This is a genomic window from Pseudoxanthomonas dokdonensis, from assembly GCF_001431405.1.
Classification (GTDB): Bacteria; Pseudomonadota; Gammaproteobacteria; order Xanthomonadales; family Xanthomonadaceae; genus Pseudoxanthomonas_A; species Pseudoxanthomonas_A dokdonensis.
The window spans coordinates 166,553-190,666 of record NZ_LDJL01000005.1; the positions used below are offsets into that span (position 1 = coordinate 166,553).

Sequence of the window (24,114 nt, forward strand, 5' to 3'; positions counted from 1 at the left end):
ATGCGCATCGCGGTCATCGGTTCGGGTATCGCCGGCTTGTCCTGTGCATGGTGGCTGGACAGTGAGCACGAGGTCACCCTGTTCGAAGCCAACGATTACCTGGGCGGGCACACCCACACCCACGCGCTGCAGGTCGACGGCCAGGCGCTGGCGGTGGATACCGGCTTCATCGTCTTCAACCAGTCGCACTATCCGCTGCTGACCGCCCTGTTCGATGAACTGGGCGTGGCCAGCCAGCCGACCACCATGGGTTTCTCGGTCCACAGCCAGCGCAGTGGCGTGGAGTACAACGCCAGCACTCTGGACGGCCTGTTCTGCCAGCGCCGCAACCTGCTGTCACCGCGCTTCTGGGGAATGCTGGCGGATCTGCGTCGTTTCTATCGTGACGCACCCTCGTTGCTGCGGGATGCGGATAGCCCGACCCTGGGCCAGTACCTGCAGGAGCAGCAGTTCGGTGACGCCTTCGTCGAAGAGCACCTGCTGCCGATGGCGTCGGCGCTGTGGTCTTCACCCACCGCGCAGGTCAGGGAATTCCCGGCACGCTATCTGGTCCAGTTCATGGCCAACCACCAGATGTTGCAGATGAGCGGACGCACGCCCTGGCGGGTGGTCAGCGGCGGCTCGGCACGCTATGTCGATGCGCTGCGCGCACGCTGGCGGGTACGCGAACGGCTGGAGTGCCCGGTCTACGGCATCGAGCGCCTGGCCTGGGGTGCGCGGGTGCGCAGTGCCGCCGGCATTGAGGGTTTCGACAAGGTGATCCTGGCCTGCCACAGCGATCAGGCGCTGCGCCTGCTGGAAGATGCCGACGCCAGCGAGCGCGCCGTGCTGGGCGCGATACGCTATCAGCCCAATGAGGTGGTGTTGCATACCGATGCCTCGCTGCTGCCACGCAACCGCAAGGCGTGGGCGGCGTGGAACGCGCACGTGCCGCGGGACCCGCGGGCGCCCTGCACGGTCAGCTACTGCATGAACCTGCTGCAGGGTCTGCCGGTCAGTACGCCGCTGGTGGTCACCCTCAACCGCAGCGAAGCGATCAACCCGGACAAAATCCTGCGCCGCTTGCAGTACGCCCATCCGGTGCACGATCACGCCGCCGTGCGCGCGCAACGCCGCTGGCGTGAAATCCAGGGACGCCGCCATACCTGGTTTGCTGGTGCTTACTGGGGCTGGGGTTTCCACGAGGACGGCATCCGCAGCGCCCGCAACGTGGTCGATGCATTACGCGAAACCCTGCCCGGCCTGCAGCCGGCACCGCCGCCGATGGTGCCGGCATGAGCGCCAGTGCGATCTATTTCGGCAAGGTCTTGCACCGGCGCCACCATCCGCATGCGCATGCCTTCCGCTATCCGGTCGCGCAACTACTGCTGGATCTGGATGAGCTTGAGCAGGTATTCGACAGGCGCTGGCTGTGGTCGATCAACCGGCCAAACCTAGCCGAGTTCCGTCGCAGCGACTATCTGGGCGATCCGGAGATCCCATTGGCCGACGCAGTGCGTGACCGCGCCGCCGCGGTAATGGGGCGACGTCCGACCGGACCGGTGCGGCTGCTGACCCATCTGCGCTACGCCGGCCATGTCTTCAATCCGGTCAGCTTCTACTACTGCTACCGCGCCGATGGACAGCAGCTGGATTGCATTGTCGCCGAGATCACCAATACGCCTTGGAAAGAACGCCATGCTTACGTGTTGCCAGTTGAAGATGGTGTTCGCCACGGCAACGGCTGGCGCTGGCAGTTCGACAAGTGCTTCCACGTCTCTCCATTCATGGCGATGGACTGCCGCTACGACTGGCGCCTGAATGCACCCGGCGAGAACCTGCGCGTACACATGCAGGTCTGGCGCGACGGCGTACGCCAGTTCGATGCGACTCAGCTGATGCAGCGCCGACCGCTGGACGCACGCGGGCTGGCGCGGGTGCTACTGCATTACCCGTTGATGACCACGCAGGTGGTCGCCGCCATTCACTGGCATGCATTGCGCCTGTGGCTGAAGCGCAATCCCGTGCACACCCACCCTGCCCTGGCCAAGGAGCAAAGATGACCGAAATGACGCCATCCCTGTCGCTACCCCACCCCGGCGCGCTCGATGCTTTCCTGCGTGGCCGATTGCTGGCACAGCTGGCGCCACTGCGTGCCGGATGCCTGCGCGTATGCGATGCGCTGGGTGAGGCCGTGCTGGGTGACCCGGCCGCCGCGACCGTGGTCAAGGTGACCATCACTGACCCGGCGTTCTATCGCAAGGTCGCCGCCCAGGGTAGCGTCGGCGCCGGCGAAGCCTATATCAACGGTGACTGGCGCTGCGACGATCTGGTCGCGCTGGTGCGGCTGCTGGTACGCAACCGCGACCTGCTGGATGGCATGGAACGCGGTCCGGCGCGGCTGGGCGGCTGGCTGCTGCGTGGCTGGAACCGGCTGCGCCGCAACAGCCGGCGTGGCAGCCGTCGCAACATCGCCGCCCACTATGATCTCGGCAACGCGTTCTTCTCGCTGTTCCTGTCGCCGGACATGATGTATTCGTCGGCACTGTTCGCCAGCGAAGACGAAACGCTGGAACAGGCATCCACGCGCAAGCTCGATCGCATCTGCCAGCAACTGGACCTGCAGCCGGGTGATCGCGTGGTCGAGATCGGTACCGGCTGGGGCGGTTTTGCCCTGCATGCGGCACGCCATTACGGCTGCCACGTGACCACCACCACCATCTCGGCCGAGCAGCACGCACTGGCGCAGGCACGCGTCGAGCAGGCCGGGTTGAACCAGCGCGTCAGCGTGCTGATGCAGGATTACCGGGATCTGGATGGCCAGTTCGACAAACTGGTGTCGATCGAAATGATCGAAGCGATCGGCGCTGAATTCCTCGACACTTATTTCGCCACCCTGCAACGCCTGCTCAAGCCCGATGGCCTGGCCATGCTGCAGGCGATCACCATCGAGGACCATCGCTATCGGCAGGCCCTGCGCAGCGTCGATTACATCAAGCGCTTCGTATTCCCGGGCAGCTTCATCCCTTCGCTCAATGCGATCATGGCGGCCAAGACCCGGGCCAGCGATCTGCAATTGATCGGCCAGCTGGACTTCGGCCAGTCGTATGCGCTGACCCTGCGTGCCTGGCGCCAGCGTTTCCTGGCCCAGCATGTGGCGGTGCGCGCACAAGGTTTCGATGACCGCTTCGCGCGGTTGTGGGAGTTCTATCTGGCGTATTGCGAAGGCGGTTTCCTTGAACGCTCGATCGGCGTGTCGCAGTTGTTGCTGGCACGCCCCGGCCATCGACCGGCACTGGCGGGCTGACATGCACCGGTTCTGGATCAACCTGCTCGGCAACCAGTTGGTCTGGTTGTGCGCGGTAATTGGCGCCGGACGCGGCCTGCAATGGCCGGCATTGCTGGCCGCCGCGCTGTATATCGCCAGCCAGCTAGCCGGTGCGCCCAGGCCACGGGTCGAACTGCGGCTGTTGTGGCTGGCGTTGGCCTGCGGCGCGGTGGTCGATGGCGTCGCCGCCGGCAGCGGTCTTGTCGTCTATGCGGCAAGCGTGCCGGGGCCGTTGCCACCGCCATGGATCCTGGCGCTGTGGGCGGCATTCGCGATGACACTGACCACCTCGATGGCGTTCCTGCAGCGGCGTGCGTGGCTGGCCAGCCTGTTCGGTCTGCTGCTGGCGCCGCTGGCCTATCTGTCGGCGGCGCGCGGCTGGGATGCGGTGCAGTTCGCGGCACCGACATGGCGAGGAATACTGCTGCTTGGCATTGGTTGGGCGCTGGTACTGCCATTGCTGGCGGCCGCCGCGCGACGCTGGTCGCGCACGGCCCCGCCCGCACTCGACACAGCGGATGCACACCCATGATCGCGCTGGCCTGGGTTGCGTTGTATGCGCTGCTGTCGATGGCCTGGGGTTGGCACTGGCAGCAGCGTCATCAGAATATCGGCATCGTCGATGTGCTGTGGGCGGCAGGACTGGGGGTGGCGGCGCTGTTGCTGGCCATCTTCGGCGAAGGCGCGGTGCTGCCGCGGGTCGCGCTGGCGCTGATGGCCGGCAGCTGGAGTACGCGCCTGGCCCTGCATCTGTGGCGACGGGTGAGCCATGAAGACGAAGATGGCCGTTACCAGTACCTGCGCCAGCACTGGCACGGCCATCAGGGAAAGATCTTCGCGTTCTTCCAGGCCCAGGCGCTGTTGATCGTGCTGTTCGCGCTGCCATTTGCCGCGGTTGCCGCCAATCCCGACGACGACGGCTGGGGCTGGCTGGTGGCAGCGATATTGGTATGGCTGGCCAGCGTGATCGGCGAAGCGGTCGCCGACCGCCAGCTGGCGCGCTTCCGCAACAACCCGGCCAATCGCGGCCGTACCTGTCGGACCGGGTTATGGCGCTACTCGCGCCATCCCAATTACTTCTTTGAATGGCTGCACTGGTTTACCTACGTGCTGCTGGCGGCGGGGTCGCCGTGGTGGTGGCTGGCGTGGAGCGGCCCGCTGCTGATGTACCTGTTCCTGCGCTACCTCAGTGGCGTGCCCTACACCGAAAAACAGGCCCTGCGCAGCCGCGGCGAGGATTATCGGCGCTACCAGCGCAGCACCTCGATGTTGTTCCCGTGGTTTCCACGCACACCTTCCGAACCAGGAGCTGATCCATGAGCACCGCAATCCCGACGACGGCCGTGCCGGCCACCGAACCCGGCCTGCTCGGCGCTGCCGAACGCGGCTGGATTCCCGATGCCGTGCTGCGCTGGGGTATCCGTCGCCTGTGTGCGCAGCGATTGCGCGAAGAGTCCGACGGCGGCCTGGCCCGGCAGTCGCGGATCTTCAGCGAACGCATTGCCGAACTGGCCGGCAGTCCGCTGGCGTTGCACGTCGATGCCGCCAATCGCCAGCATTACGAAGTACCGGCGGCGTTCTTCCAGGCCTGCCTGGGACCGCGGATGAAATACAGCAGCTGCTATTACCGCAGCGGCCACGAGACCCTGGCCGAGGCCGAACTGGCGATGCTTGAGTTGTACGCGCAGCGCGCCGAACTGGCCGACGGCCAGGACATCCTCGAGCTGGGGTGCGGCTGGGGTTCGCTGACGCTGTGGATGGCCGAGCGATTCCCGCGCGCCAACATCACCGCGGTGTCCAATTCCAGCAGCCAGCGCCAGCATATCCAGGCCCAGTGCCTGGCACGTGGTCTGGTCAACGTCCAGGTCATCACCCGCGACGTCAATCAGCTGGATCTGCCGGCGCAGGCCTTCGACCGCTGCGTGTCGGTGGAGATGTTCGAGCACATGCGCAACTACGGCCGCCTGCTGCGCAACATTGCCGGCTGGCTGCGCCCGCAAGGCGCGCTGTTCGTGCACATCTTTGCTCATCGCACGTTGATGTATCCGTTCGACAGCGATGGCGAGGACAACTGGATGGGCCGGCACTTCTTCACCGGCGGACTGATGCCGGCCGCCGACACCCTGCTGCATTTCCAGCACGACCTGCAGCTGCAGCAGCGCTGGCTGCTGGAAGGCAGCCACTACCAGCGCACCGCCAACCACTGGCTGGCCAACCAGGACCGCCAACGCGATCAGCTGATGCCGGTCCTGCAGGCCACCTATGGCGATGCCGCCGATATCTGGTGGCAGCGTTGGCGCATGTTCTGGATGGCCTGCGCCGAACTGTTTGGTTACGACGATGGCCAGCAGTGGCTGGTCGCCCATTACCTGTTCCGTCCACGCTGATGGAGGCCCCATGCGCACTGTCCACCTGCTGTCCCTGCTCGCCCTGACCTTGCTCGCCAGCGCCTGCAGCAGCCACTCGACCCGCCCGCTGCCGCGTCCGCCGGCGGTCGATGTGCCACGCTTCATGGGCGACTGGTATGTCATCGCGCACATCCCGTCGTGGCCGGAACGCGAGGCTTACGACGCGCTGGAGTCCTACCGGCAACGCCCGGATGGCCGCATCCAGACCACCTTCAGCTATCGCAAGGGCAGCTTCGACGCCCCGCTCAAAACGATGCATCCGATTGGCCGGGTCGAGCAACAAGGCAACGGCGCGTTGTGGAGCATGCAGTTCGTCTGGCCGATCCAGGCCGAATACGTGATTGCCTGGGTCGACGCGGACTATTCACAGACCATCGTCGGCCGCAGCAAGCGCGATTACGTCTGGTACATGGCGCGCACCCCGCAGGTCTCTGATGCCGATTACCAGCAGGCGGTCGAACGCATCGCCGCCCTCGGTTACGACATCCGCCAGCTGCGCAAGGTGCCGCAGTCGCCACGTTGAGCGAACTTTGCGGCCGCACCGCCGGCGGTCGCGCTTCCTCTTCTGTACAACGGCGGCGTCAGCAGGTCACAGTCACGGTTGCCTGGCGCGAGCCATCGACATCATCTCGTCGTTGCCGCGCCATGCACGGCCTGATTGCTGCTGCCATGCGCGCACATCGCAACAGCTGGCAGCTTCAGTTGGATGGAGGGCAGTAAGCCGTGAGTTAACATGCCGCCACTCAACTGACTGGAATATGCATGCTCAATTATGCTCGCCTACCGCTTGCCGCCGCAGCCTGCCTGCTGCCGTTCTCGATGGCACTGGCGGCATCGTCGACACCGGCTGCCTCCAACGCCCCGGGCAGCAGTTGCATAGGCGATGCATCCCAATGTCCGGCGTGGATGCCCTCACAGGCCGAGATGCGTTCCAGCATCGCGGACTATTTCTGCGAATTGGCCGACCAAGGACTCTTCCAGCCCAGGGTCAAGCAGCTGATCCGCGCCGAATCCTCACCATTGAACTGTGGCGCACTGCAACCGGAGCCCGGCTCCAATTTCGTCTGCGGCGGTGAAATGCGTTTCATCGGCAAGGGCGGCGAAATCCACCGCATCCAGTTCAGCCCCACACTCCGTCGCGAGCAGGACGGGCGCATTGCGTTCTATGTCGGTGATGACGAGCATGCCGAGCATCTCTGGCGGGTGCCTGCCCCGCGATCCAGCTCACCCACGTGCGCGCCGCATGGTTGAACACGGAATGTTGCCGGCGCAGTGAGGCGTAGATCTCTATGCGAATTGATCAACATCCAGGGCGGCACTGCTGCAATTAGTCCGCGCGCACCTGCCCGGCGAGCCGGCCGAAGGGGTCCATAACCTGCACTACCACGTGTTCGAGCCGCGCAGCGTGCGGCTGCGCTGGAGCTACCGGTTCTGACCACGCTGGCTGGCCGCGGCCTCTGCATCATCCGGATACGGAGGCCGTGAGCACGCCACCTGCGTCAACCGCGCGGTCCGCCCATCACCGGCAGCACCACGCCATTGACGTAGGACGACATCACCGGCGAGGCCAGGAACACGTACGCCGGTGACAGTTCCTCCGGTTGCGCCGGCCGGCCCATGTCGCTGTCGGCGCCGAACCTGGCCACGTCCCTGGCCTTGCGGTCAGCGGGATTGAGCGGGGTCCATACCGGCCCCGGTGCCACTGCGTTGACCCGGATCCCGCGCGGCAGCAGCTGGCTGGCCAGCGATTTGGTGAAGGCGTGGATGGCGCCCTTGGTCGCCGAGTAATCCAGCAGTTCCTTGCTGCCGAACAGCGCCGTCTCCGAGCCGGTATTGATGATGCAGTCGCCCTGCTCCAGGTGCGGCAGCACCGCGCGCGCCATGTGCAGGTAGCCGCCGATGTTGGTCAGCAGGGTTTCCTCGATCTGGTCATCGTGCAGGTCTTCCAGCCGGGCGACGTGCTGCTGGAAGGCGGCGTTGTTGACCAGGATGTCGACGCCGCCGAACTGCTTGACGGTCTGCTTGACCGCGCGATCGCAGAACGCCGAGTCGCGCACGTCGCCGGCGATCAGCAGGCAGCGCCCACCTTCCTTCTCGACCTGGGCGGCGGTCTGGCGGGCGTCTTCATCCTCATCCAGATAGACGATGGCGACATCGGCGCCTTCGCGCGCGAACAGCACCGCCACCGCGCGGCCGATGCCCGAGTCGCCGCCAGTGATGATCGCGCGCCTGCCTTCCAGCTTGCCGCTGCCGGCATAGTCCGCGGCCAGGTAGCGCGGCGCCAGGTCCAGATCCTTTTCCTTGCCGGGCTTGGCCAGGTGCTGGGCCGACATCGGTGGCTCGGGCTGCCTGCGGGCACCCGCCTGCACCGGCTTCTTCTTCGGCGGCGTCGGCTTGGCGGCCTTGGCGTTGGCGGTTCCAGCCTGGTCCTGCAGCTGCTTCTGGCGGGCGCTGGTGCGCTTGGCGGACGGCTTGCCGGCTGCCTTGGCCGGCGGTTTGCGCGTGGTTGCCACGGAACGCTCCTTTACATGGGGAATGCAAGGATGCTGGTACAGATACGGTCATGAGCGGGTGAAGCATCGGGCCGGATTTCACCCGCCACTGGCACCGACAGTGCCATGATGCACTGCACCACACCTCTACAGGACAGGATGGCGAATGCCTAACGCGTGGCGGATTCTGAGTCGTTGGTTGAGATTGCGTCGTCGATTGTGGCGATGGGGGCGCGCCGCCATGCGCAAGGCGCCGGCGCTGGAAGCCCCGTTGCGGGCGACCCTGCTGAGCAGCGAGCAGATGGAGGACCGCGGCCGGGCACTGGCCCGTGCCCACACCATCGCCGCCCGGCCCTGCCCCGACCAGTTGCTGGGGCGGTTGAAGGAAAACGAGGTGCTGCTGGATTCGGCCTGCAGCCTGCTCACCTCGCTGGTGCGCCAGGACCTGCGCATCGCCCCGGCCGGCGAATGGCTGCTGGACAACTTCTATCTGGTTGAAGAACAGATCCGCACCGCCCGCCGCTATCTGCCCAAGCATTACAGCCGCGAGCTGCCCTGCCTGGACAGCGGCCCGTTTGCCGGCCTGCCGCGGGTCTACGACCTCGCCCAGGAAGTGATTGCCCACGGCGATGGCCGTATCGACGCGCAGAGCATCAGCCGTTTCGTCTCCGCCTACCAGGACGTCAGCCCGCTGCGGCTGGGTGAACTGTGGGCGATCCCGATCATGTTGCGACTGGCCTTGATCGACAACCTGCGCCGGGTCGCCTCGCGGGTGATGCGTGACGCCGGTGAGCAGCGCTCGGCGATGGAATGGGCGCGCGCGCTCAATCGCGCCGCCCTCGACAGCCCACGCGACATGGTCCTGGTGGTCGCCGACATGGCGCGTTCCAATCCGCCACTGTCGGGCACGTTCGTCGCCGAACTGACCCGCAACCTGCAGGGCGGCGGCGCGGTGCTGTCGATGCCGCTGGCCTGGGTTGAACATTGGGTCACCGAAAGCGGCCACAGCATCAAGGATCTGGTCTACGCGGAAAACCAGCAGCAGGCCGCCGACCAGGTCTCGATCAGCAACAGCATCCACAGCATGCGTTTCCTGGCCAACATGGACTGGCGCGAGTTTGTCGAAACCATGAGCCAGGTCGATGCCGAACTGCGCCAGGATCCGGCCGGCACCTATTCGCTGATGGACTTCAACACCCGCGATGTCTACCGGCACATGGTCGAAAAACTGGCCAAGCGCAGCGGCGTGGCCGAACCCGAAGTGGCGGCACTGGCCCGGCAACTGGCCGGGCAGCACCGGTCCGACCCGCTGCACGCACATGTCGGCTATTACCTGATCGATGACGGCTTGAAGCAGCTCAAGCAGGCGGTTGCCGCTGCATCTCCACAAGGCAGGGTCGCCCATACCAGCCCGCAGCGCTTGCCGCTATGGGCGTACCTGACGCCGATCGCCATGCTGACCGTGGCTGCCAGCGCGATCCTGCTGGCGCAGCTGGCCGGGCTGGGCTGGCCGCTGTGGGCTTTTGCGCTGGCGGCGCTGTTGTCGGTGGTGACGTTCAGCGAGCTGGCGATCGCCCTGGTCAACTGGCTGGCAACCATCCTGGTTACCCCGCGTCCACTGCCGCGGCTGGATTACAGCAAAGGCATCCCGGCGCAATCGCGTTCGCTGGTGGCGGTACCGTGCATGCTCGGCAGCACCGATGGCATCGACGCGCTGGTCGAGGGGCTGGAGGTACGTTATCTGGCCAACCGCGATGCGCACCTGCATTTCGCCCTGCTCAGTGATTTCCTCGATGCCAGCGAGGAGACCATGCCCGGCGACGACGCCCTGCTGGACTACGCCAGCCGCCAGATCGCCAACCTCAACACCCGCTATGACCCCGAGCACGGCCAGCGCTTCTTCCTGCTGCACCGGCCACGGCGCTGGAACCCGCGGGAACGGGCCTGGATGGGCCACGAACGCAAGCGCGGCAAGCTGGCGGCGCTGAACGCGCTGCTGCGCCAGCACCGGCAGCGCAATGCCGCCGCCGGTGACGACTTCATGCGCGTGGTCGGCAACACCGAAGTGCTGGCCAACGTGCGTTACGTGATCACCCTCGACAGCGACACCCGGCTGCCGCGTGACGCCGCCCGCGAATTCGTCGGCACCCTGGCGCATCCGCTCAACCACGCCCGCTTCGATGAGACCCGCAACGTGGTCACCCGCGGCTACGGCATCCTGCAGCCGGGCATCGGCAGCAGCATGAGCGGCGGCCGGCTGACCCGCTTCGCCCGCCTGTTCGGCAGCGAACCGGGGATTGATCCGTACACCCGCACGGTCTCGGACGTGTACCAGGATCTGTTCCGCGAAGGATCGTTCATCGGCAAGGGCATCTACGATGTCGACGCCTTCGAACACGCGCTGGACAACCGCTTCCCGGAAAACGCCATCCTCAGCCATGATCTGCTGGAAGGCTGTTATGCGCGCGCCGGGCTGGTCAGCGATGTCCGCCTGTTCGAGGACTATCCCTCGCGCTATGCCACCGACGTCAAGCGCCGCTCGCGCTGGATTCGCGGCGACTGGCAGTTGCTGCCGTGGTTGTTGCCGTGGGTACCGATGGCCGGCAACGGCTGGCAGGCCAATCCGCTGTCGTGGCTGTCGCGCGGCAAGCTGCTGGACAACCTGCGCCGCAGCCTGGTGCCGTCGGCGACGCTGATCCTGTTGCTGGCCGGCTGGCTGGTGTTGCCGCATCCACTGACCTGGACCTTGTGGCTGTTGAGCCTGTTGTTGCTGCCGGCGATCGTGCCGGCGCTGCGCAACACCTTCGTCAAGCCCGAAGACATGACCCTGGAAACCCACCTGCTGCAGGTGGGCAAGGCAGTCGCGCGGCAATTGCAGCAGGCGTTGATCAACCTCGCCTGCCTGCCGTACGAAGCACTGTTCAGTGCCGCCGCGATCACGCGCACCCTGTGGCGACTGCTGGTCAGTCGCCGCCACCTGTTGCAATGGGATCCTTCCAGCGAGGTCGAACGACGGCTTGGCCAGCGCGGCAACATCGAGCTGGTCGGGATGCTGCCTTCGGCATTGCTGGCGGTGCTGGCACTGGTCGCGGTGGCGCACTTCAATCCGCAGGCGCTGGCAGTGGCCGCACCATTGACCCTGGCGTGGATGCTGGCGCCGTGGCTGATGGCCTGGCTGGGCCAGCCACCGCAGGCGCGCACCGCCGATCTGTCCGAACAGCAGACCGCATTTCTCGGCCGGCTGGCGCGACGGACCTGGGCGTTCTTCGAGGTCTACCTGCGCGATGAGGATCACTGGCTGCCGCCGGACAACATCCAGGAACACCCTTCGCTGGTCGTCGCCCGCCGCACCTCGCCCACCAATATCGGCCTGTCGCTGCTGGCCAACCTGTCGGCGTATGACTTCGGCTACCTGCAGGTGGATGGGGTCATGCAGCGCACCAGCGCGACGCTGGCGACGATGGAGGCCCTGCCCCGCCACCGCGGCCATTTCTATAACTGGTACGACACCGAAACCCTGGCGCCGTTGCCGCCGCGCTACATCTCCACCGTCGACAGCGGCAATCTGGCCGGCCATCTGCTGACCCTGCGCCAGGGTCTACTGGCGCTGGTCGACGCGCCGGTGCTGGCGGCGAGCACCATGACCGGGCTGGCCCACGCCTGTGGCCTGCTGCGCGAAACCGTGCACAACAGCGACTGGCTGGACCAGACCATGCGCCAGGCGCTGGAGGCAATAGCCGCGCGGATTGATGACGCCGCCGTGCAACCGCCACAGACGCTGGGCCAGGCTCTGGCCGTGCTGTCGGCGATCGAACTGCAATGCGCCCGGTTGCAGGAAAGTTTCCCGCCCAGCCTGCTGCACGACGATGCCAGCAGCCCGCATTACTGGCTGCGCGCGCTGCGCGAACAGGCGCAGCACGCGCTGCGTGAAATCCGCCATCTGGCCCCGTGGCTGGAAGACACCGCCACCGACGCGGCCGCCGAGAGCGTGGCCGAATCACGCATCCCCAGCCTGCGCCAGATCAAGGACCTGGCCGGGCATCCGCTGGCACGGACCCGCGCCCGCGAACGCATCCACCAGTTGGAGCGGCTGGCGCACCTGGCCGGGCAGATGTCGCTGATGGAGTATGGGTTCCTGTATGACCGCGGCCGCAAGCTGTTGTCGATCGGCTACAACGTCGACGAGCGGCGCCTGGACGAAGCCCACTACGATCTGCTGGCTTCCGAGGCCCGCCTGTGCAGTTTCGTCGCCATCGCCCAAGGCCAGTTGCCGCAGGACACCTGGTTTGCACTGGGCCGGTTGCTGACCGAGGTCAACGGCGATGCCACGCTGTTGTCGTGGAGCGGCTCGATGTTCGAGTACCTGATGCCGCAACTGGTGATGCCCAGCTATCCGGACACGCTGCTGGACCAGACCTCGCAGCATGCGGTCGAAGCGCAGATCGCGCACGGCGAACGCCAGGGCATCCCGTGGGGCGTATCCGAGTCCGGCTACAACACCGTCGACAGCCGCCTCAACTACCAGTACCGCGCCTTCGGCACGCCCGGACTGGGCCTGAAGCGCGGCCTGAGCCAGGACGTGGTGATAGCGCCGTACGCGACGATGATGGCGTTGATGGTCGCGCCGCGCGCAGCCTGCGAGAACCTGCAACGGCTGCACACGCTGGGCTTCAGTGGCCGCTATGGCATGTATGAAGCAGTCGATTACACCCCGGCGCGGGTGCCGCCGGGACAGGAATACGCGTTGATCCGTTCGTTCATGGCCCATCACCAGGGCATGGGCTTCCTGGCCCTGGATTACCTGCTGTGCCAGCAGCCGATGCAGAAGCGCTTCACCGCCGACGCCGAATTCCAGGCCACCCTGCTGCTGTTGCAGGAACGCATTCCGCACACCGGCGTGTTCCATCCGCACGAGACCGAAGCACAGGCGCCCAACCTGGCCCAGAACGAATCGGAAATGCAGCTGCGGGTGATGCGCTCGCCCAGCCCCAGCCGGCCAGCGGTGCAGTTGCTGTCCAATGGCCGCTACCACGGCATGCTGACCAGTGCCGGTGGCGGCTACAGCCGCATCCATGAGATGGCGCTGACCCGCTGGCGCGAAGACAGCACCCGCGACCCGTGGGGCATCTGGTGCTATCTGCGCGACGTGTACAGCGGCGACAGCTGGTCGGCGGCCTATCAGCCCACCTGCGTCGACACCGACGAGTACGAAGCCATCTTCACCGATGCCAAGGCCGAGTTCCGCTGCAAGAACCGCGCCTTCGACAGCCATCTGGAGATCGCCATCTCGCCCGAGGACGACATCGAGCTGCGCCGCTTGCGGATCAGCAACCGTTCGCGGCGCACGCGGGTGATCGAGATCACCACCTACGCCGAAGTGGTGCTGGCCCCGGCCATCGCCGACGAGCTGCATCCGGCTTTCAGCAATCTTTTCGTGCAGACCGAGATCGTCGCCGCCAAACAGGCACTGATGTGCACCCGGCGGCCGCGTTCGCATGACGAAGTGCCGCCATGGATGTTCCACCTGGTGGCGGTGCACGATGCCGACGTGCAGTCGATGTCCTATGAAACCGATCGCGCGCGCTTCCTCGGCCGCGGCCGCACCCCGCGCAATCCGCTGGCACTGGATGAACTGGAGGCGCTGTCCAATACCAGCGGTTCGGTGCTCGACCCGATTGTCGCCATCCGCACCCGGATCGAGCTCAAGCCGGAGCAGACCGCGACCATCGACATGGTCTACGGCACTGGTCCTGACCGCGCCGCCTGCAGCGCCCTGGTCGACAAATACCGCGACCGCCGCCTCGCCGACCGGGTGTTCGATCTGGCCTGGACCCACAGTCAGGTAATTCGTCGCCAGATCAATGCCAGCCAGACCGATGCCCAGATCTACGAGCAACTGGCCAGCCTGATGCTGTACACGCATCCGTCGATGCGCGCCGACAGCGAGATCCTGCTGCAGAACCGGCGTGGCCAGTCCGGGCTGTGGGGCCATGCGATCTCCGGCGATCTGCCGATCCTGCTGTTGCAGATCTCCGATGCCGAGAACATCGAACTGGTGCGCCAGCTGGTGCAGGCACACGCCTATTGGCGATTGAAGGGCCTGCGCGTGGATCTGGTGATCTGGAACGAAAGCCAGACCGGCTATCGCCAGCAGTTGCAGGATCAGATCCTGGGCATGATCGCCACGGATCCCGAAGCCACCCTGCTGGATCGTCCGGGCGGCATCTTCGTGCGCCCGGCGCAGCAGCTGACCCAGGAAGATCGCATCCTGCTCAGCACCGTCGCCCGCGCCATCATCAGCGACAAGCAGGGCAGCCTGGCCAGCCAGGTCGGCAAGCGGCTGGCACCGGAACGCGATCTGCCGCCATTGCTGGAGGTGGCCGAGACACCCCGCATCAGCGTTGCCGACAACGTGGACACGGTCGATGCCGGCAGCGCGCCAGCCGAGGATCCGCTGCTGGGCCTGCCGCCAGCGGTCGCACTGGGCGAAGACCAGGACCCGTGGCCATTCGAACCGGTCGAAACGCAGCAGTTGTTCGACAACGGCATCGGTGCGTTCGCCGCCAGCGGTCGCGAATACATCGCCGTATCGCGGCCCGGCCAGCCGACCCCGGCACCGTGGTCCAACATACTGGCCAACCCGATGCTCGGCAGCGTGGTCAGCGAGAGCTCGACCGGCTATACCTGGTTCGAGAACGCACACGAGCTGCGGCTGACACCGTGGCACAACGACCCGGTCAGCGACACCAGCGGCGAAGCGTTCTACCTGCGCGATGAGGAGACCGGCAAGGTCTGGTCACCGCTGCCACTGCCCTGCCCCGGCAGCGGCGCCTACCGCACCCGCCACGGCTTCGGTTACAGCGTCTACGAACACATCGAAGATGGCATCGCCAGCGAGCTGTGGGTCTATGTCGGGCTGGAAGACCCGGTCAAGTATTCGGCGCTGCGGCTGCGCAACCATTCCGGCCGCGCCCGCCGCATCAGTGCCACCGGCTACGTCGAATGGGTGCTGGGTGATCTGCGCGCGAAAAACCAGATGCACGTGCTGACCGAATGCGACAGCCAGACCGGGCTGCTGACCGCGCGCAATCCGTACAACATCGAGTTCGAAGGCCGCACCGCGTTCTTCGACGTCGATGCCGGCAGCCGCAGCTTCACCTGCGACCGCGCCGAGTTCATCGGCCGCAATGGCAGCCTGGCGCAACCGGCGGCGTTGCGCCGGCAGAAGTTGTCCGGGCGCTGCGGGGTGGCGATGGACCCGTGCGCGGCAATCCAGGTGCCGCTGGAGCTGGCCGCCGACAACGGCCAGCGCTGCCACGAGCTGGTGTTCCGCCTGGGCATGGCCACCAATGCCGGCGAGGCCCAGCGCCTTGCGCTGCGCAGCCGCGGCGTGCAGCTGGCCCACGACGCACTGGACAGCGTGCGCATCCACTGGCTGCACGTGCTCGGCAAGATCAAGGTCAGCACCCCGGAGCCGAGCGTCGACATGCTGGTCAACGGCTGGCTGATGTACCAGACCCTGGCCTGCCGCTACATCGCCCGCAGTGGTTATTACCAGTCCGGCGGCGCGTTCGGTTTCCGCGATCAACTGCAGGACACCATGGCCAGCGTGCACGCCGCGCCGGAGCTGACCCGCGAACACCTGCTGGCCAGCGCCGCGCACCAGTTCCCGCAGGGCGACGTGATGCACTGGTGGCATCCGCCGCAGGGCCGCGGCGTGCGTACCCGCTGCTCCGACGATTACCTGTGGCTGCCGCTGGCGACCAGTCGCTACCTGCAGGTGACCGCCGACCGCTCGGTGCTGGGCGAAAGCGTGCGCTTTGTCGAAGGCCGCCCGGTCAATGCCGACGAAGAGTCGTATTACGACATGCCAACCACCTCGCACCAGCAGGCCACGCTGTACCGGCACTGCGTGCTGGCGCTGCAACGCGGCACCGAGCTGCTCGGGCAGCAGGGACTGCCGTTGATGGGCAGCGGCGACTGGAACGACGGCATGAACCGGGTTGGCGATGCCGGCAAGGGCGAAAGCGTCTGGCTCGGTTTCTTCCTGTACCAGACCCTGACCCAGTTCATCGCCGTGGCCGAGGCACAAGGCGACGCTGAAGTGGCCGACTATTGCCGCAGCAGCGCCGCCACCCTGCGCGACAACCTGCACCAGCATGCCTGGGATGGCGAATGGTACCGGCGCGCCTGGTTCGACGACGGCACGCCGGTCGGCTCGCACCTCAGCGACGAGTGCCGCATCGACTCCATTTCGCAGAGCTGGGCGGTGCTGTCGGGCGCCGGTGATCCGCAACGGGTGCGTACCGCGATGGCCTCGCTCGACAAGTACCTGGTCAAGCGCGACGCCGGCCTGATCCAGCTGCTGGATCCACCATTCGACAAGACCCCCAAGGACCCCGGCTACATCCGTGGCTATGTCCCGGGCGTGCGCGAGAACGGCGGCCAGTACACCCATGCCGCGGTGTGGACGGCGATGGCCTTCGCCGAGATGGGCGACAGCGCCACCGCATGGGAACTGACCCGCATGATCAATCCGGTCAACCATGGCGACGACGCCGACCGGCTTGCCACCTACAAGGTCGAGCCCTACGTCATGGCCGCCGACGTCTATGGGGTGGCCCCGCATGTCGGACGCGGTGGCTGGACCTGGTACACCGGCTCGGCCGGCTGGATGTATCGCCTGCTGACAGAATCACTGCTGGGTCTGGAGCGCATCGGCGATCGCCTGCGGGTGCGACCGCGGGTGCCGGCTGCATGGCGCGACGGCTATCAGTTGCAGTATCGCCACGGCCAGGCGGTGTACCTGATCGAGCTGCGTCCCGGTGACCATGCCACGCAGCAGGTCTGGGTGGATGAACAAGCCAGCGCCGACGGCGACATCCCATTGCTCGATGACGGCCACGTCCACCACGTCCGCATCGAGTATCCGGCGGTCGATTGATGCCCGGCCGCCGGCCATTGGCGGATCAGCTGGCGCAGCTGGAAGCCGCGCTGGTGCCATGGCTGGCCAGCGCGCCGCATCCGGCCGCGTTCTGGCCGCAGTTCCAGGCGTTGGCCGACGAGATACGTCTACGGGCGGCACCCGCCGAGCGGCCATGGGTGGACGCGCGGATCGAACGGATGCTGCAGGCACGCGCGGCGGAGCTGCCGTTGCCGCTGGAGGCCGGACCGGCCAGCCGGCCGCCATCGCCTGCGTCATGAGCGGGCGTAGCGCCCTGCGGTGGTTACTGCACGCGATATCGCGCCATGCCGTGGTTACCCCAGCCTGCCCGGTGTCGGCCCCCGCTGCGCGCGGAACCATTCAAAGCGCTGCGCATGAAATGTCGATCCAGGCGTGGCTGGTGCGTCATTGCATCAGGGCATGGACGCCTGCCCGCCATCCAGTCCAACCGATCCAGCGAACACCCATAGAGGCTACGCCATGAACAGGAAAATCTTCATCAACCTTCCCGTCACCGACGTGGCCAGGTCAGCGACCTTCTTCGAAGCATTGGGTTTTTCCCGCAATCCACGGTTCAGCGGTGAAGGTGGCGCCTGCATCGTCGTCAGCGACACGGTCATCGTCATGCTGCTGTCGCATGCCCGCTTCCGCGACTTCACCCCCAAGCAGGTATGCGATACGCGCCAGGCGGTCGAAGTCCTGCTGACCCTGACCTGCCAGAGCCGCGACGAGGTGGATGAACTGGTCGCCAGGGCACTCGCGGCCGGCGGTTCCAGCTACGACCAGTCCGAAGACGATGGCTTCATGTATTCGCACAGTTTTGTCGATCCGGATGGCCACGGCTGGGGGCTGGTGCATATGCGTGATGCGTCGGCGTAGCCGCCAACGGCGGCATCTTCCTGGTTACCGGAGCACGTCGTCAGTATACTAAGCTCATCTTCGGCTGACGGGCAGCCATACGAATGTGGTCGACCATGGACAAGCCCACGCGCGGTACGCAATGGATGCTCCTGTTCGGAGGATGTCTGCTTTTCCTGATGGGAGGTTCAGCGTCGCTGCGCTGGCTGGCAACAGGTATCCCGCTATTCAAGCTGAGGGGTATCACCTACACAGGCATGTATGCGGCGATCCCGATCATCGGCTTCACCCTGCTCGGAGGCGCACTGATCGTGACCAGCACATGCAACCTGCGGCCTTGGCGATAATCATCATTCCAATCAGGATTCGATTCACAGATGCTCATCATCATCGGACGATACATCGATCCTTGGGAGGCCTACATACTGCGCGGGCTGCTGCTTGCCGAGGGGATTCCCGCCAGCGTCGCCGGCGATCAGCACGTGGTCGCCAACTGGCCGATGTCGATGGCGTTGGGCGGGGTCGCACTGCAGGTGCCATTGGCATTCCGGGAACAGGCCGCGGCATTGATCGACGACTACCATGCCGGTGTCCTGGAACAGGCATTCCTGGCAGATGACCCCAGCCGGGCCGATACCTGCCCGGCCTGCGGCTCGTTGCAGATTGCCGCTGCGGTGCCGCTGACGCAGAAGCTGCTCGCGGTCGCCACCTGTCTGGTCGCTTCAGCGCCTTTCCCTGCCCGCGCCAGCCGGATGTCCTGTCGTGCCTGTGGCAACCATTGGCATTGATCCCTGGCGCAACGGCCTGTCAGCGCTTTTCCGCTGCCTGCGTCGCAGTCTGGCGCTGGTCTTCGAGATCGGCGATCAATGCTTCCATCCTGGCTATCTCGCGCTCCTGGGTAGCGATGATGCCGTCGGCCAGTTCACGCACGCGCGGATCCACGATCCGCGCCCGGCGACTGGTCAGGATGGCAATGGAATGATGCGGAATCATCGCTTTCATGTACGCCACGTCGTCGACGGTGCGTTGGCTTCTCACCAGCCATAGCGCAACCCCGAACGTCAGCAGGCAGACCACGACAATCAGCAGATTGGCGCGGCCGTTGCTGTACATGCCGTGCATGAAGGCCAGCATCAGCAAGGCCATCGCCGCACCCATCAGCAGCGCCATCCACATCCGGGTCTGGCTGAAGAACAGGTGCGAGGCCGCATAGGTGTTGAGGTACATCAGGCCGAACATCAACAACGTGGACACCAGCACCATCACGATGAAGCGGCGATAGCGCTGGCCGGCCTGTGCCTGTCCGGTGCTCACGGCGCCTGCACCGGCCGCGCCTCGGCCGGGGCCACGCTGGTGTCGGTCGGGCCATCAGCGTAGCTGCCATGCTGCCGCGCCACGTCGTTGTCGGCCAGCAGGGTCTTCAGCTCATTGATCCGTTGCAGGGTGTCCTGGCGCGACTGCCGGACCATGCGTAGCCCTGGTTCCGAGCTCACCGCCGGCAGCACCTGCTGGTCGATGACCGCCAGCGCGTGCTGGTTGCACTTGAGCGCTGCCTGCAGATAGGCACCATCGCGATCACCTTCGTCCTGCATGCCAATCACCGCTTCCTCACTGGCGGCGGTCAGCCACAGGTCGCGGGTCGCATCCGAATCCAGATCGACCGGCAGCGTCTCCAGCTCCTGCATGTGCTGCTGGTGCTGTTGCATGTGGCGGGCGACCGTCTGCTGCAATTGCGGGTTGTGGCTGGCGCTGATGGCCTGGGCCACTTCGCGTTCGTGGTGGCTCAGGGCCAGCATGATGCCCAGTGCCTGTGATTCGGAACGGCGCAGTTCCGGCGGCGTCGGCAGCCCGGCGTCCTGGCTGGCTACCCGGGGTGCGTTCACCCCATCCAGCTGGCCGCCATTCCAGCCGTCAGCGGCGGTGGCCGACAACGAAGATATGACCGAGCCGATACCCAGCCCCAGCGTGATGAAGAATCCTGAAAACAACGTGTTCATCGGCTTGCCCCCGCTCCTTCTGCGTGCGGCCAGCTTCGACCCGGCGATGTGGTCTTGATGTGTGCAAGCGGCGCCAAGCTGAACAGATCTGGTGTTTCGCGTCAGCGTCGTCGCCGGGCCGTGAAGGCCGGTGGTGGGCATCCACCACCTTCACGCCTTCATCACGCCAGCGAGGCCGCCAGCGGAGCAAAACATGAATGTCCAGTTCTCACAGAAAATGTGATTGAGAGTAATATGACCATGTCACATTCGATGGGGGCGGCGACGCACCCGGACGCGCCACTTTTGGGGAAGCCATGCCGGAAGCGTTACTGAAAGCCCTGGGCAAGCGTTGGTACCTGCCAACCGTCGTTGTCGCACTGTTCCTGATCGTCATCCTGCCGCATCTGTTGTCGATGAACCTGGCCCGGGACACCCTGGATGCCGCCAAGGCGGTCTCGCACACCTATCAGGTTGAAGCAGCGGTCAAGACCCTGGCGATGGATGTACGCGATGTCGAGGCCGCGCTGCTGCAACAGGCGCTGCAGCGCGACGCCGACAATCCACTGTTGAACAAGCGCATCAGCGAAGGCAGTCGCAACATCAAACCGGGGCTGGCAACGATTACCCGGCTGACGGTCGACAACCCCAACCAGCAGCGGCGACTGGGCCAGTTGCAGGAAGTGGTCGAGCGCCGGCTGGCGCTGTTCCGCAGCCTGTCCACCGCGCCGGCCGGGCAACAGGCCGAGCTGTTCGAACAGATCAAAGGCGTGCAGATTGCCGGCCTGCTGGACCAGGTGCTGGCCGACGAACATGCGCTGCTGGCCGAACGTACCCGCATCGCCGCCACCAGCCAGAAGCGCGCCACCTATCTGAGCTGGACCTCGATGCTGCTGCAGCTGGTGGTGCTGGGCACGCTGGCGTTCCTGCTCAGCCGGCAGGTCGAGCGGCGGTTGAATGCCGAACGCGACATGCAGGCCGCCAGCGGCCGCGCGCTGGCGGTACTGCAGACCGTGCGCGAGCCGATTGCGCTGCTCGACGCCGAACAGACCATCCTGCTCAGCAACACCGCGTTCGACGAGTTCTACGGTCGCGAGAACGACAACCGTGCCCTGTCCGAACTGCCCGGCGCCTCATGGGACGACCCGGTGGTGTTGCAGAAGCTCACCGACGTGCTGGCGCGTGGCCGCGAGTTGTGGGATTTCGAGGTCCGCCAGCAGACCCAGGACGAGGTCTCGCGGGTGGTACTGATCAATTCGCGGCGCATGCATCTGCCCGACTCCGAAGAGCCGGTGGCGTTGCTGACCGTCAGCGACGTGACCGCGCAGAAGGTCCATGAGCAGCGCGTGGCCGACCTCAACGAACAACTGCAGACCAAGGTCCAGCAGGTCACCGAGGTCAACCGCGAACTGGAGGCGTTCAGCTATTCGGTATCGCATGACCTGCGTGCGCCGCTGCGCCACGTCGCCGGCTTCGCCGACAAGCTGTCCCGCCATCTCGGCGAGGCCGCCGACGAGAAGTCGCTGCATTACCTGGGCATCATCGGTTCGTCGGCCAAGCGCATGTCGCGGCTGATCGACGATCTGCTGGTGTATTCGCGACTGGGCAAGACCGCGCTGCGGCACCAGGCGGTGGACATGCATTCGCTGGTCGAGGAAACCCGCGGCATGCTGTCCTCCGGTGAAGGCAATGCCGATGTCGAATGGCAGATTCCGGCGCTGCCGGTGGTGCCTGGCGACGAGAACATGCTGCGCCAGGTGTGGTCCAACCTGCTCGGCAACGCGGTCAAGTACAGCAGCAAGCGCGCGCATCCCAAGGTCACCGTCGGCTACGAGCAACAGGCCGACGGCAGCCACCATTTCAGCGTCAGCGACAATGGCACAGGCTTCGACATGAACTACGCGTCCAAGCTGTTCGGCGTGTTCCAGCGGCTGCACAAGGCCGACGAATTTCCGGGTAGTGGCGTCGGGTTGGCCACTGTCCGTCGCGTACTGACCCGCCATAACGGGCAGATCTGGGCCGAAGCCGTACCGGACCAGGGTGCCACCTTCCACTTCACCCTGCCGGCCAACGCCCAACACTGAGAAACGACATGACCGAAATGCGCACCATCCTATTGGCCGAAGACAGCGCCCCCGACGCCGAAATGGCGATCGACGCGCTGCGCGAGGCCCACCTCGCCAACCCCATCGTCCACGTCGAGGACGGCGTCGAAGCGATGGATTACCTGCTCCGCGCCGGCAAGTACGCCGACCGCAAGGAAGGCCTGCCGGCGGTGCTGCTGCTGGACATCAAGATGCCGCGCATGGACGGCCTTGAAGTGCTGCAGAAGATCCGCGGCGACGCCCAGCTGAAGAAGCTGCCGGTGGTGATCCTGTCGTCCTCGCGCGAGGAAAGCGACCTGGCCCGCAGCTGGGATCTGGGCGTCAATGCCTACGTGGTCAAGCCGGTCGACGTCGACCAGTTCTTCCAGGCGGTCAAGACCCTGGGCAAGTTCTGGGCGGTCATCAACCAGGCCCCTGACGAGGATTGATGACCGTGCCGCAGGGATTGCCCGCACTGGGCCCGCTCCGGGTCCTGATGATTGAAGATTCCGCCGAGGACGCGGAACTGCTGCAGGACCAGTTGCTGGTGTCCGGGCTGGAGGCGGAGTTCGAGCGCGTGGACAGCGAGCTGGAGCTGCGCCGCACGCTCGATGGCACGCCTTACGATCTGGTGCTGTCCGACTACCAGATGCCCGGCTTCTCCGGCGACGTGGCACTGAAGATCGTGCGCAGCAAACGCCCGGAACTGCCCTTCATCTTCGTCTCCGGCACGATTGGCGAAGACATCGCGGTGCAGGCCCTGCAGAACGGCGCGATCGACTACATCCTCAAGCACAACCCCGTACGGCTGCCGGCCGCGGCCGCGCGCGCGGTGCGCGAGGCCCGACTGGAGCAGGAACGGGCGATGGTCGAGAAGGAGCTGCTGCGCTCGCAGCGGATGGACTGCCTGGCGATGCTGGCGGCCGGCCTCAGCCACGATCTGCGCAACGTGCTGCAACCGTTGTTGATCGTGCCGGACCTGCTGTCGACCTATTCCGAAGACGCACGCGTGCACAAGCTCGGCAAGATCATCGCCGAAAGCGTCCGCCGCGGCCATGACATGACCGAATCGATGCTGTCGTTCGTCAAGGGCTCGCGCAACGTCGGCAGCGAAGTGGTCAAGATCCACGAACTGCTGGACGCCATCGAGATGCTGATGCAGGGCACCCTGCGCCGCGGCGTGACCCTGCGCCTGCAGGTGCCGGACGAGGAGTTCAGCGTTCGCGCCAACTTCACCGAGTTCCAGCAGTGCGTGCTCAACCTGTGCATCAACGCGGTGCATGCGATGCAGGGCCGCGGCGGCGAAATCCTGCTGTCGGTCGAAGCGCATCCCGACTCCCCCGACACCCACCTGCTGCTGCGGGTCAGCGATCAGGGCGTGGGCATGAGCGATGAAGTCAAACAGCGCCTGTTCACTCCGTTCTACACCACCAAGCCCAACGGCACCGGGCTGGGCCTGATGTCGTGCAAGCGTTTCATTGATGGTGTCGGCGGCGGCGTGCGGGTCGAAAGCACGCTCGGCGAAGGCAGCGAGTTCATCCTCACCCTGCCCCGCTACATGGCCGATGCCGAACCGGCGCTGGCCGATCGCTTCGTCGACGGTGGTGGTCGCCTGGTGATGGTGGTCGACGAAGACGCCACCCGCCTGCCGCTGATTGCCAATGCGCTGTCGGCGCAGGGCTACCTGCCGTTGAGCGTCGCCGACGGTGCCGCGGCCCTGCGCTCGTCGGCCGAAGTCAGCCAGATCGATCTGATCATCGTCGACTCGGACCTGTCGCTGATGTCGGCGGCGACCTTGTTGACCGCCCTGCGTAACCGTGGCGTCAGCGCCCCGGTCATCGCCCTGCAGGAAATGGAAGAAGCGCTGCCCCACCAGGTCCTGCCGGAGACGCTGGTCAATGGCGTGGTCGCCAAGCCACCGGAGATACCGGCGCTGTTCCGCGCGATCCAGAACGTGCTGGACGTCGACCCGCCACGCTGAACCATGACAACGCGGGTTGACCGGCGATTTGACCGGCGATCCCGCTGGCCAGCAAAAAAGCCCG

19 protein-coding genes are annotated in these 24,114 nt (G+C 65.8%); 16 read left to right on the forward strand and 3 right to left on the reverse strand.

The genetic code is table 11. The annotated features are described in order from the left end of the window. The 8 genes from ABB29_RS05890 (at position 1) to ABB29_RS05925 (ending at position 6,966) form a co-directional block, all read left to right on the forward strand. On the forward strand, positions 1–1,278 hold the full coding sequence (locus ABB29_RS05890) for an NAD(P)/FAD-dependent oxidoreductase (RefSeq protein ID WP_057657680.1): 1,278 nt from the start codon (positions 1–3) through the stop codon (positions 1,276–1,278). Then, entirely contained in the window at positions 1,275–2,042 is a 768-nt protein-coding gene (locus ABB29_RS05895; protein WP_057657681.1) for a DUF1365 domain-containing protein, read from the forward strand. The genes ABB29_RS05890 and ABB29_RS05895 overlap by 4 nt, the downstream gene beginning before the upstream one ends. Further along, entirely contained in the window at positions 2,039–3,286 is a 1,248-nt protein-coding gene (locus ABB29_RS05900; RefSeq protein ID WP_057657682.1) for an SAM-dependent methyltransferase, read from the forward strand. The genes ABB29_RS05895 and ABB29_RS05900 overlap by 4 nt, the downstream gene beginning before the upstream one ends. A 1-nt stretch (position 3,287) precedes the next feature. Continuing rightward, complete coding sequence (locus tag ABB29_RS05905; RefSeq protein WP_057657683.1) at positions 3,288–3,839, forward strand: DUF2878 domain-containing protein; 552 nt, start codon at positions 3,288–3,290, stop codon at positions 3,837–3,839. Beyond that, positions 3,836–4,627, forward strand: a complete 792-nt coding sequence (locus tag ABB29_RS05910; protein WP_057657684.1) for a DUF1295 domain-containing protein — start codon at positions 3,836–3,838, stop codon at positions 4,625–4,627. Before ABB29_RS05905 ends, ABB29_RS05910 begins: the two co-directional genes overlap by 4 nt. Continuing rightward, positions 4,624–5,694 (forward strand): cyclopropane-fatty-acyl-phospholipid synthase family protein, encoded by a 1,071-nt coding sequence (locus tag ABB29_RS05915; protein WP_057657685.1) that lies wholly within the window; start codon positions 4,624–4,626, stop codon positions 5,692–5,694. Before ABB29_RS05910 ends, ABB29_RS05915 begins: the two co-directional genes overlap by 4 nt. 10 nt (positions 5,695–5,704) lie before the next feature. Then, the gene (locus tag ABB29_RS05920; RefSeq protein WP_057657686.1) at positions 5,705–6,238 is read left to right on the forward strand and encodes a lipocalin family protein; all 534 of its coding nucleotides are present in this window, start codon (positions 5,705–5,707) and stop codon (positions 6,236–6,238) included. 239 nt (positions 6,239–6,477) lie between these two features. Further along, positions 6,478–6,966 carry a hypothetical protein gene (locus tag ABB29_RS05925; protein ID WP_057657687.1) on the forward strand — a complete coding sequence of 163 codons (489 nt, stop codon included), beginning with the start codon at positions 6,478–6,480 and terminating at the stop codon, positions 6,964–6,966. Between the two features lie 248 nt (positions 6,967–7,214). On the opposite strand, the gene ABB29_RS05930 is transcribed toward ABB29_RS05925, so the two are convergent. After that, positions 7,215–8,228 carry an SDR family oxidoreductase gene (locus tag ABB29_RS05930; RefSeq protein ID WP_057657688.1) on the reverse strand — a complete coding sequence of 338 codons (1,014 nt, stop codon included), beginning with the start codon at positions 8,226–8,228 and terminating at the stop codon, positions 7,215–7,217. A gap of 220 nt (positions 8,229–8,448) precedes the next feature. On the opposite strand from ABB29_RS05930, the gene ABB29_RS05935 reads away from it, so the two are divergent. The 5 genes from ABB29_RS05935 to ABB29_RS05955 all read left to right on the forward strand — a co-directional run bounded on the left by ABB29_RS05935 (position 8,449) and on the right by ABB29_RS05955 (position 18,797). Next, positions 8,449–17,151: a glycoside hydrolase family 94 protein gene (locus ABB29_RS05935; RefSeq protein ID WP_245622545.1), complete on the forward strand. Its 8,703-nt coding sequence runs from the start codon at positions 8,449–8,451 to the stop codon at positions 17,149–17,151. After that, on the forward strand, positions 17,151–17,411 hold the full coding sequence (locus ABB29_RS05940; protein WP_057657689.1) for a hypothetical protein: 261 nt from the start codon (positions 17,151–17,153) through the stop codon (positions 17,409–17,411). The genes ABB29_RS05935 and ABB29_RS05940 overlap by 1 nt, the downstream gene beginning before the upstream one ends. 220 nt (positions 17,412–17,631) lie before the next feature. Next, positions 17,632–18,030 carry a VOC family protein gene (locus tag ABB29_RS05945; protein ID WP_057657690.1) on the forward strand — a complete coding sequence of 133 codons (399 nt, stop codon included), beginning with the start codon at positions 17,632–17,634 and terminating at the stop codon, positions 18,028–18,030. Positions 18,031–18,125: 95 nt separating this feature from the next. Further along, positions 18,126–18,356 (forward strand): hypothetical protein, encoded by a 231-nt coding sequence (locus ABB29_RS05950; protein WP_157062521.1) that lies wholly within the window; start codon positions 18,126–18,128, stop codon positions 18,354–18,356. A gap of 30 nt (positions 18,357–18,386) precedes the next feature. After that, positions 18,387–18,797 carry a hypothetical protein gene (locus ABB29_RS05955; protein ID WP_057657692.1) on the forward strand — a complete coding sequence of 137 codons (411 nt, stop codon included), beginning with the start codon at positions 18,387–18,389 and terminating at the stop codon, positions 18,795–18,797. Positions 18,798–18,816: 19 nt separating this feature from the next. On the opposite strand, the gene ABB29_RS05960 is transcribed toward ABB29_RS05955, so the two are convergent. Next, entirely contained in the window at positions 18,817–19,323 is a 507-nt protein-coding gene (locus ABB29_RS05960; protein WP_245622546.1) for a DUF305 domain-containing protein, read from the reverse strand. Beyond that, positions 19,320–20,006: a hypothetical protein gene (locus ABB29_RS05965; RefSeq protein WP_057657693.1), complete on the reverse strand. Its 687-nt coding sequence runs from the start codon at positions 20,004–20,006 to the stop codon at positions 19,320–19,322. The genes ABB29_RS05960 and ABB29_RS05965 overlap by 4 nt, the downstream gene beginning before the upstream one ends. A gap of 296 nt (positions 20,007–20,302) precedes the next feature. On the opposite strand from ABB29_RS05965, the gene ABB29_RS05970 reads away from it, so the two are divergent. The 3 genes from ABB29_RS05970 to ABB29_RS05980 are packed head-to-tail and all read left to right on the forward strand — an operon-like array spanning position 20,303 to position 24,050. Further along, positions 20,303–22,069, forward strand: a complete 1,767-nt coding sequence (locus ABB29_RS05970; RefSeq protein ID WP_057657694.1) for a sensor histidine kinase — start codon at positions 20,303–20,305, stop codon at positions 22,067–22,069. An 8-nt stretch (positions 22,070–22,077) separates the two neighbouring features. Continuing rightward, positions 22,078–22,518, forward strand: coding sequence for a response regulator (locus ABB29_RS05975; protein WP_057657695.1), 441 nt, complete (start codon positions 22,078–22,080; stop codon positions 22,516–22,518). Positions 22,519–22,523: 5 nt separating this feature from the next. Next, on the forward strand, positions 22,524–24,050 hold the full coding sequence (locus tag ABB29_RS05980) for a response regulator (RefSeq protein WP_425414736.1): 1,527 nt from the start codon (positions 22,524–22,526) through the stop codon (positions 24,048–24,050). Positions 24,051–24,114: the final 64 nt, after the last annotated feature.

Excerpts from the sequence above, each read along its gene's own strand:
- ABB29_RS05890 (WP_057657680.1), top strand. The coding sequence starts at position 1 with ATGCGCATCGCGGTCATCGGTTCGGGTATCGCCGGCTTGTCCTGTGCA.
- ABB29_RS05895 (WP_057657681.1), top strand. The coding sequence starts at position 1,275 with ATGAGCGCCAGTGCGATCTATTTCGGCAAGGTCTTGCACCGGCGCCAC.
- ABB29_RS05900 (WP_057657682.1), top strand. The coding sequence starts at position 2,039 with ATGACCGAAATGACGCCATCCCTGTCGCTACCCCACCCCGGCGCGCTC.
- ABB29_RS05905 (WP_057657683.1), top strand. The coding sequence starts at position 3,288 with ATGCACCGGTTCTGGATCAACCTGCTCGGCAACCAGTTGGTCTGGTTG.
- ABB29_RS05910 (WP_057657684.1), top strand. The coding sequence starts at position 3,836 with ATGATCGCGCTGGCCTGGGTTGCGTTGTATGCGCTGCTGTCGATGGCC.
- ABB29_RS05915 (WP_057657685.1), top strand. The coding sequence starts at position 4,624 with ATGAGCACCGCAATCCCGACGACGGCCGTGCCGGCCACCGAACCCGGC.
- ABB29_RS05920 (WP_057657686.1), top strand. The coding sequence starts at position 5,705 with ATGCGCACTGTCCACCTGCTGTCCCTGCTCGCCCTGACCTTGCTCGCC.
- ABB29_RS05925 (WP_057657687.1), top strand. The coding sequence starts at position 6,478 with ATGCTCAATTATGCTCGCCTACCGCTTGCCGCCGCAGCCTGCCTGCTG.
- ABB29_RS05935 (WP_245622545.1), top strand. The coding sequence starts at position 8,449 with ATGCGCAAGGCGCCGGCGCTGGAAGCCCCGTTGCGGGCGACCCTGCTG.
- ABB29_RS05940 (WP_057657689.1), top strand. The coding sequence starts at position 17,151 with ATGCCCGGCCGCCGGCCATTGGCGGATCAGCTGGCGCAGCTGGAAGCC.
- ABB29_RS05945 (WP_057657690.1), top strand. The coding sequence starts at position 17,632 with ATGAACAGGAAAATCTTCATCAACCTTCCCGTCACCGACGTGGCCAGG.
- ABB29_RS05950 (WP_157062521.1), top strand. The coding sequence starts at position 18,126 with ATGGACAAGCCCACGCGCGGTACGCAATGGATGCTCCTGTTCGGAGGA.
- ABB29_RS05955 (WP_057657692.1), top strand. The coding sequence starts at position 18,387 with ATGCTCATCATCATCGGACGATACATCGATCCTTGGGAGGCCTACATA.
- ABB29_RS05965 (WP_057657693.1), bottom strand. The coding sequence starts at position 20,006 with ATGAACACGTTGTTTTCAGGATTCTTCATCACGCTGGGGCTGGGTATC.
- ABB29_RS05970 (WP_057657694.1), top strand. The coding sequence starts at position 20,303 with ATGCCGGAAGCGTTACTGAAAGCCCTGGGCAAGCGTTGGTACCTGCCA.
- ABB29_RS05975 (WP_057657695.1), top strand. The coding sequence starts at position 22,078 with ATGACCGAAATGCGCACCATCCTATTGGCCGAAGACAGCGCCCCCGAC.